This window comes from Rhodococcus mengyinensis (assembly GCF_048381435.1).
In the GTDB taxonomy this organism is placed as follows: Bacteria; Actinomycetota; Actinomycetes; order Mycobacteriales; family Mycobacteriaceae; genus Rhodococcus_F; species Rhodococcus_F opacus_D.
The window spans coordinates 25,024-32,356 of record NZ_JBLWIT010000028.1 but is presented as its reverse complement, the minus strand read 5'-3'; the positions used below and the strand labels follow the sequence as shown (position 1 = coordinate 32,356).

General features: G+C 68.6%; 8 protein-coding genes. All 8 read left to right on the top strand.

Annotated elements, in window-relative coordinates; translation table 11 throughout:
• On the top strand, positions 1-508 hold a 508-nt coding region (locus ACNJ7E_RS03605; RefSeq protein ID WP_418339152.1), incomplete at its 5' end, for an NUDIX domain-containing protein.
• A 1-nt stretch (position 509) separates the two neighbouring features.
• A complete protein-coding gene (gene xerD, locus ACNJ7E_RS03600; protein ID WP_418339151.1) occupies positions 510-1,436 on the top strand; it encodes a site-specific tyrosine recombinase XerD in 927 nt (308 codons plus the stop codon).
• Between the two features lie 58 nt (positions 1,437-1,494).
• On the top strand, positions 1,495-2,499 hold the full coding sequence (locus tag ACNJ7E_RS03595; protein WP_418339150.1) for a ParA family protein: 1,005 nt from the start codon (positions 1,495-1,497) through the stop codon (positions 2,497-2,499).
• Complete coding sequence (locus tag ACNJ7E_RS03590; protein ID WP_280784903.1) at positions 2,500-3,375, top strand: segregation and condensation protein A; 876 nt, start codon at positions 2,500-2,502, stop codon at positions 3,373-3,375.
• The gene (gene scpB / locus ACNJ7E_RS03585; protein ID WP_280784902.1) at positions 3,372-4,064 is read left to right on the top strand and encodes an SMC-Scp complex subunit ScpB; all 693 of its coding nucleotides are present in this window, start codon (positions 3,372-3,374) and stop codon (positions 4,062-4,064) included. Before ACNJ7E_RS03590 ends, scpB begins: the two co-directional genes overlap by 4 nt.
• Before the next feature lie 16 nt (positions 4,065-4,080).
• Positions 4,081-5,142, top strand: coding sequence for a pseudouridine synthase (locus ACNJ7E_RS03580; protein WP_280784901.1), 1,062 nt, complete (start codon positions 4,081-4,083; stop codon positions 5,140-5,142).
• Positions 5,139-5,828 carry a (d)CMP kinase gene (cmk, locus tag ACNJ7E_RS03575; protein WP_009473592.1) on the top strand — a complete coding sequence of 230 codons (690 nt, stop codon included), beginning with the start codon at positions 5,139-5,141 and terminating at the stop codon, positions 5,826-5,828. Before ACNJ7E_RS03580 ends, cmk begins: the two co-directional genes overlap by 4 nt.
• A complete protein-coding gene (gene der, locus ACNJ7E_RS03570) occupies positions 5,825-7,252 on the top strand; it encodes a ribosome biogenesis GTPase Der (protein WP_011594125.1) in 1,428 nt (475 codons plus the stop codon). Before cmk ends, der begins: the two co-directional genes overlap by 4 nt.
• The last annotated feature ends 81 nt before the right edge of the window (positions 7,253-7,333 follow it).

Here is a 7,333-nt window from a genome sequence, read left to right as displayed (position 1 = left end):
CGACGACGAGGACCGGGTGGTCCTGATCCACCAGTACCGGCACCCGGTGGGGCGCCGGTTGTGGGAGATCCCGGCGGGCCTGCTGGACGAGCCGGGGGAGGACCCGGTCGACGCGGCCGGGCGTGAGCTGGCGGAGGAGACCGGGCTCGGGGCCCGTCGCTGGTCCGTTCTCGTGGATGTCGTTCTCTCACCCGGGTTCACGGACGAGTCGGTGCGCGTGTTCCTCGCCGAGGACCTGTACGAGGTGGACCGGCCCGACCCGGAGGACGAGGAAGCCGACCTCGAGATCGAGCGGATTCCGCTCGACGAGGTCGTGTCGATGGTGCTGAACGGGAGCATCGTCAACGCCACGGCCGTGGCCGGAGTGATGGCACTCGCCGCTGCCGGGTCCCGCCCGGGCGGTGTCGGCGAACTCCGCGACGTGACCGTGCCCTGGGTCGATCGCCCCGACAGGTTCAGCGCGAGGAAACGCTCGCGCGCCGGCGGGGACGAGGCCGCGCGGGCATGACATGGTGATTGCGCGGCAGGTGGATTCGTACCTCGATCACCTGGCCGTCGAGCGCGGAGCCGCCCGCAACACCCTCGGTTCGTATCGCCGCGACCTCGAGCGGTACACGCGGTTCCTCGCCGACCTGCAGGTCACCGACATCGGCCGGATCCGCGAACAGGATGTCAGCGACTTCGTGATCGCGCTGCGCACCGGCGATCCGAATCGTGAACTGCCGCCGCTGGCCGCGAGCTCCGCGGCCCGCGCCCTGATCGCGGTGCGCGGATTCCACCGGTTCGCCGCGGCCGAGGGGATGACCGCAGTGGACGTCGCCCGGGACGTGCGGCCACCGTCGCCGGCGAAACGGCTCCCCAAATCGCTGCCGGTCAACGAGGTGCTGGCGCTGCTGGAGGCGGTCGGCGGCAGCGGACCCGCCGACGGTCCGCGGGCGGTCCGCGACCGCGCGCTCCTCGAACTGCTGTATTCGACGGGCGCCCGCATCTCCGAAGCCGTGGGCCTGGACGTCGACGACGTCGACACCGAGACCCGGTCGGTGCTGCTGCGGGGCAAGGGCGGCAAGCAGCGGGTGGTGCCGGTGGGCCGGCCCGCCGTCGAATCCCTCGACGCCTACCTGATCCGGGGCCGGCCGGCGCTGGCATCACGCGGAACACCCGCGCTGTTCCTCAATGTCCGCGGCGGACGCCTGTCCCGCCAGAGCGCATGGAAGGTGCTGCAGACCGCGGCGGACGCGGCGGGCATCTCGTCGGCGGTGTCACCGCACACGCTCCGTCACTCGTTCGCGACGCATCTGCTCGACGGCGGCGCCGACGTCCGCGTCGTCCAGGAGCTGCTGGGGCATGCCTCGGTGACGACCACCCAGATATATACGCTGGTGACAGTGGGTGCGCTGCGCGAGGTGTGGGCCGGAGCGCACCCCCGGGCGAGGTGACGGAAAGCGTGTCGAGGGGAAATTTCACGGTACGAGGCGGTAGCGTTCGTATAACGATGTGGGATCGGCAGCGATCATCGAGAGAACAGGGGATCATCGGACCGTGGTGACACCGCAGCCGCCAGCGGCGGAGTCAGAGCACTCGGAACAGGAGGGCGACATGTTCGACGTGCGGCAATCCGAACCCGCAGCCTTGTTCGAGGACGCTGCCGTGGTCGTGGAGGAGGAGCTCGGGCCCACGGGACGGCCGACACGTGCGGTGCCGGAACCCGCCCCGCTGCCCTCGCACGGCCCGGCCAAGATCATCGCGATGTGCAACCAGAAGGGTGGCGTCGGCAAGACGACGTCGACCATCAACCTGGGAGCGTCGCTCGCCGAATTCGGCCGACGTGTCCTGCTCGTCGACCTCGATCCGCAGGGGGCGCTGTCCGCGGGGCTCGGCGTCGCGCATCACGACCTCGAACTGACCGTCCACAACCTGCTCGTCGAACCCCGCGTCGCGATCGACGACGTCCTGATGCGGACACGCGTCGAGGGCCTCGACCTCCTGCCGAGCAACATCGACCTGTCGGCGGCGGAGATTCAGCTCGTCACCGAGGTCGGGCGGGAACAGACGCTCGGACGGGTGCTGCATCCGGTGCTCGACCGGTACGACTACGTCCTGATCGACTGCCAGCCGTCCCTCGGTCTGCTCACCGTCAACGCGTTGGCCTGCGCGGACTCGGTGATCATTCCGATGGAGTGCGAGTACTTCAGCCTGCGCGGCCTGGCGCTGCTCAACGACACGGTCGAGAAGGTCCACGACCGGCTCAACCCGCGGCTCGAACTCGCCGGCATCGTCGTGACGATGTTCGACTCGCGGACCCTGCACGCGCGTGAAGTGATGGCCCGTGTGGTGGAGGTGTTCGGGGACCTCGTGTACGACACCGTGATCAACCGCACCGTGCGCTTCCCCGAGACCTCGGTCGCCGGGGAACCGATCACCACCTGGGCGCCGAAATCGACCGGCGCCGAGGCGTACCGTGCTCTGGCACGCGAGGTCATTCACCGGTCCGGCCGGTAAGTGGTGAATACGCAAGACATTTCGGCTCCACCGCAGACCGAGGACCCGCAGGCCCAGGTAACGCAGGCCGAGGATCAGCAGGCGCCCGCGGTCAAGCCCGGCTTCCGGGTGACGCTGCGGAATTTCGAGGGGCCGTTCGACCTGCTCCTGACCCTGATCAACCAGCGACAGCTGGATGTGACGGAGGTCGCGCTGCACCAGGTGACGGACGACTTCATCGCCTACACCCGCTCGCTGGGCACGGAGATGGGTCTCGATCAGACCACGGAATTCCTGGTGGTCGCGGCGACGCTGCTCGACCTGAAGGCGGCGCGTCTACTCCCGGCGGGCCAGGTGGAGGACGCCGAGGACCTTGCGCTCCTCGAGGCGCGCGACCTGCTGTTCGCCCGGCTGCTGCAGTACCGCGCGTACAAGCAGGTGGCGCAACTCTTCGGTGAGCTCGAGGCGGCCGCGTTGCGCCGGTACCCGCGTTCGGCGGCACTGGAGGACCAGTTCACGAAATTGCTGCCGGAAGTGTTGCTCGGGGTCGACCCGCAGCGGTTCGCGGAGATCGCCGCGACCGTGTTCACACCCCGCCCGAAGCCCACCGTGGGACTCGACCATCTGCACGACATGCACGCGGTGTCGGTGCCCGAACAGGCGGCGCGGATGCTGGAACTGCTCCGCGAACGGGGAGCCGGGGAGTGGGCGACGTTCGGCGACCTGGTCGCTGAGTGCGAGGTGACCACCCTGATCGTGGCAAGATTCCTCGCGCTGCTCGAGCTGTATCGCGAGCAGTCGGTGTTGTTCGAACAGCCCGAGCCGCTCGGGGAATTGCTGGTGAGCTGGACCGGGGAAGGCGCACACGCCCCCGTGACCGAGGAGGATTACGGATGAGTTCGGCCCCGTTCGACGAGTCGGACGACCTGGGCGCCGTCGACGCAGAACTCGAGCTGTCGGACACCGAACTCGAAGCTGTTCTCGAGTCGCTGCTGCTGATCGTCGACTCTCCCGCCGGAGCCGAACAGCTCGCCTCCGCGACCGGCGCTTCTGTGAATCGCATCACGGACGTGCTGAACCGCATGTCCGCCGAGCTCACCGCCCGTGGCAGTGGGATGGACCTCCGATATGCCGGTGACGGTTGGCGTCTCTACACTCGCACCGCGTACGCGCCCTACGTGGAACGACTCCTACTCGACGGTGCGCGGTCCAAACTGACGAGGGCGGCGTTGGAAACTCTGGCCGTGGTGGCATACCGTCAACCGTTGACCCGCGCACGGATCAGTGCGGTGCGCGGCGTCAACGTGGATGGTGTGGTGCGCACACTTCTCGCTCGCGGATTGATTGCCGAAGCCGGCGTCGATCCCGATACCAACGCCACGCAGTATTCGACGACGGAGCTCTTCCTGGAACGGCTCGGCTTGGCGTCTCTCGCCGATCTTCCCGCCTTGGCTCCGCTGTTGCCGGACGTGGATCTGATAGATGACATCAGTGACAGTCTGGAATCTGATCCACGATTTGCGAGAATGAATAAAGCTACGGCTTCCACAGCAGAGTTGGACACCGGGCTGGACACCGAAGACTGACAGGGATAGTACAAAAGTGAAGAAACCCGCTCGCCGAGATGGCACACCGGATCGCAACAACAAGAAGCAGCGCCCCACCAGGTCGGAGGCCGGGGGTCGCTCGGACAGGTCGGAAGCCGGAGGGCGACCGAGCCGCTCCGAGACCGATCGGCGTCCGTCCAGGTCGGACGCCGTCAAGGGGAAGTCGGGCAGGCCCGACGCCGCGGCCGCGAAGAACAAACGCGGCAAGCCCAAGTCGGCCAAGCCGCAGCGCGCCCAGGCCCACGCGCCCAAGATCAGCAATGCCAAGCCGGCCCGGCACCAGTACGCCGACGCCGCCGATCGGCCCGCGGGCCCGCCGCAGGGCGACGGCATGCGACTGCAGAAGGTCCTCGCCCAGGCCGGCGTCGCGTCGCGCCGTGCAGCCGAGGAACTGATCTCGCAGGGTCGCGTCGAGGTCGACGGCCGCATCGTCATCGAGCAGGGCCTGCGCATCGACCCCGAGAACGCGGTGGTGCGCGTGGACGGCGTCCGGGTCGTCGTGCAGAAGGACCTTGTCCACCTCGCGCTGAACAAGCCCCGCGGCTGGCAGTCGACGATGTCGGACGACCTGGGTCGCCCGTGCGTCGGCGACATCGTCTCCGAGCGGGTCGCCGCAGGTCAGCGGTTGTTCCACGTCGGTCGCCTGGACGCCGACACCGAGGGGCTGCTGCTGCTCACCAACGACGGTGACCTGGCGCATCGGCTCATGCACCCGTCCTTCGAGGTATCGAAGACGTACCTGGCGACCGTGTCGGGTGCCCTCGAACGCGGCGTCGGAAAGAAGCTCAAGGAGGGTGTCGAGCTCGACGACGGTCCGGCGAAGGTCGACACGTTCACGCTCCTCGACATCAACGAGGGCAAGTCGCTCGTCCGCGTCACCCTGCACGAAGGCCGCAAGCACATCGTGCGGCGCCTGTTCGACGCCGTGGGACACCCCGTCATCCGGCTCGTCCGGACGGACATCGGCGCGGTCGCTCTCGGCGACCAGCGTCCCGGCACACTCCGCGTACTCGGTCGAGGCGAGGTCGGCGGTCTCTACGGGGCGGTGGGCCTGTGAGTACCTCGAAGCTGGTCGTCGCGATGGACGGCCCCTCCGGAACCGGGAAGTCGAGCGTCTCCCGGATGCTGGCGCAGCGCCTCGACGCCCGCTACCTCGACACCGGCGCCATGTACCGCATCGCGACGCTGCATGCGCTGCGCAAGGGCGTGGACCTCACCGATCCCGCCGCGATCGCCGACGCGACCGCCGGTCTGCCGTGGTCGATCGGCACCGACCCGGCGGGTGAGCAGGTCCTGCTCGACGGGGAGGACGTGGGGGAGGAGATCCGCGGCGACGCGGTGACCAAGGCCGTCTCGGCTGTCTCCGCCGTACCGGCCGTGCGTGAACTGCTCGTCGCGGCGCAGCGTCGTCTCGCGGGCGAGGCAGAACGGATCGTCGTCGAGGGCCGGGACATCGGCACCGTCGTGATCCCGGACGCCGACGTGAAGATCTACCTCACCGCCTCGGCGGAAGCCCGGGCACAGCGCAGGAATGCGCAGAATCTCGCGGAGGGGCGAGGCGACGACTACGCGGCCGTGCTGGCCGACGTGCAGCGTCGTGACCACCTCGACTCCACGCGCGCCGTGTCGCCACTGCGGCCGGCCGACGATTCCGTGCTTGTCGACACCAGCGAACTCGGAATCGACGACGTGATCGGCAGGTTGCTGCTGGTGGTAAGCGAAAGAACTGGAGCAGGGCAGTGACCGAACAATTCACCACCGAGTTCGCAGGCGACGGCACCTGGAGTGAGGAATCCGACTGGGAGGTCCTCGACCTCGAAGACGGCGGCGACGGAGAGTCCCACGTCCCGGTTCCCACCCTCGCAGTGGTCGGGCGCCCGAACGTCGGCAAGTCGACGCTCGTCAACCGGATCATCGGCCGACGCGAAGCCGTGGTCGAGGACATTCCCGGTGTCACCCGGGACCGCGTCTCCTACGAGGCGAACTGGAGTGGCCGCCGCTTCATGGTGCAGGACACCGGCGGCTGGGAACCCGACGCCAAGGGTCTGCAGCAGTCGGTGGCCCGGCAAGCGGAACTGGCGATGCAGACCGCGGACGCGATCCTCCTCGTCGTTGACGCCGTGGTCGGCGCCACCGCAACGGACGAGGCCGTGGCCAAGGTGCTGCGCCGGTCCAAGACCCCGGTTCTGCTGGTTGCCAACAAGGTGGACGACGGCCGCACCGAATCCGAGGTGGCCGCACTGTGGTCGCTCGGTCTCGGACAGCCGCACTCGGTGAGCGCGACCCACGGCCGCGGCACCGGCGATCTCCTCGACGAGGTGCTCGCCGCGCTCCCGGAGACCCCGCGTGAAGGCATCCCCGGCGGCGGGCCGCGACGCGTGGCTCTGGTCGGGAAGCCGAACGTCGGAAAGTCGAGCCTGCTGAACAAGCTGTCGGGCGACGAGCGTTCGGTGGTCCACAACGTCGCGGGCACCACCGTCGATCCGGTCGACTCGATCGTGGAGCTCGGCGGCAGGCCGTGGCGTTTCGTCGACACCGCCGGTCTGCGCAAGCGGGTCAGCCACGCCAGCGGCGCCGAGTTCTACGCGTCGCTGCGGACGAAGAGCGCCATCGAGGCCGCCGAGGTCGCGATTCTGCTGATCGACGCATCCGAGCCGATCTCGGAGCAGGACCTGCGCGTGCTGAGCATGGTGGCGGACGCCGGCCGGGCCCTCGTCATCGCGTTCAACAAGTGGGATCTCGTCGACGAGGACCGGCGCCTCCAGCTCGACCGAGAGGTCGACCGGGACCTGGTGCGGGTGCCGTGGGCGCAGCGCGTCAACATCTCGGCGCAGACGGGGCGCGCGGTGCAGAAGCTCGTCCCCGCCCTGGACACCGCACTGGAGTCCTGGGACAAGCGCATTCCCACGGGCCGGCTCAACACCTGGCTCAAGGAAGTCATTGCCGCCACTCCGCCGCCGATGCGTGGTGGCCGGCTGCCTCGCGTGATGTTCGCCACGCAGGCCGGAACACGCCCGCCGACGTTCGTGCTGTTCACGACCGGGTTCCTCGAGGCGGGCTACCGCCGGTTCCTGGAGCGGCGTCTGCGCGAGGAGTTCAATTTCGACGGCAGCCCCGTCCGCATCTCGGTGCGGGTGCGGGAAAAGCGTGAGCGGCGAAACCGCTGATCCGACAGAATGCGCTCTGACCAGGCGATTAGCGTTACGGACTGCCCCTGATGTAATCTCATCGAGCACCTGAACGAGGGT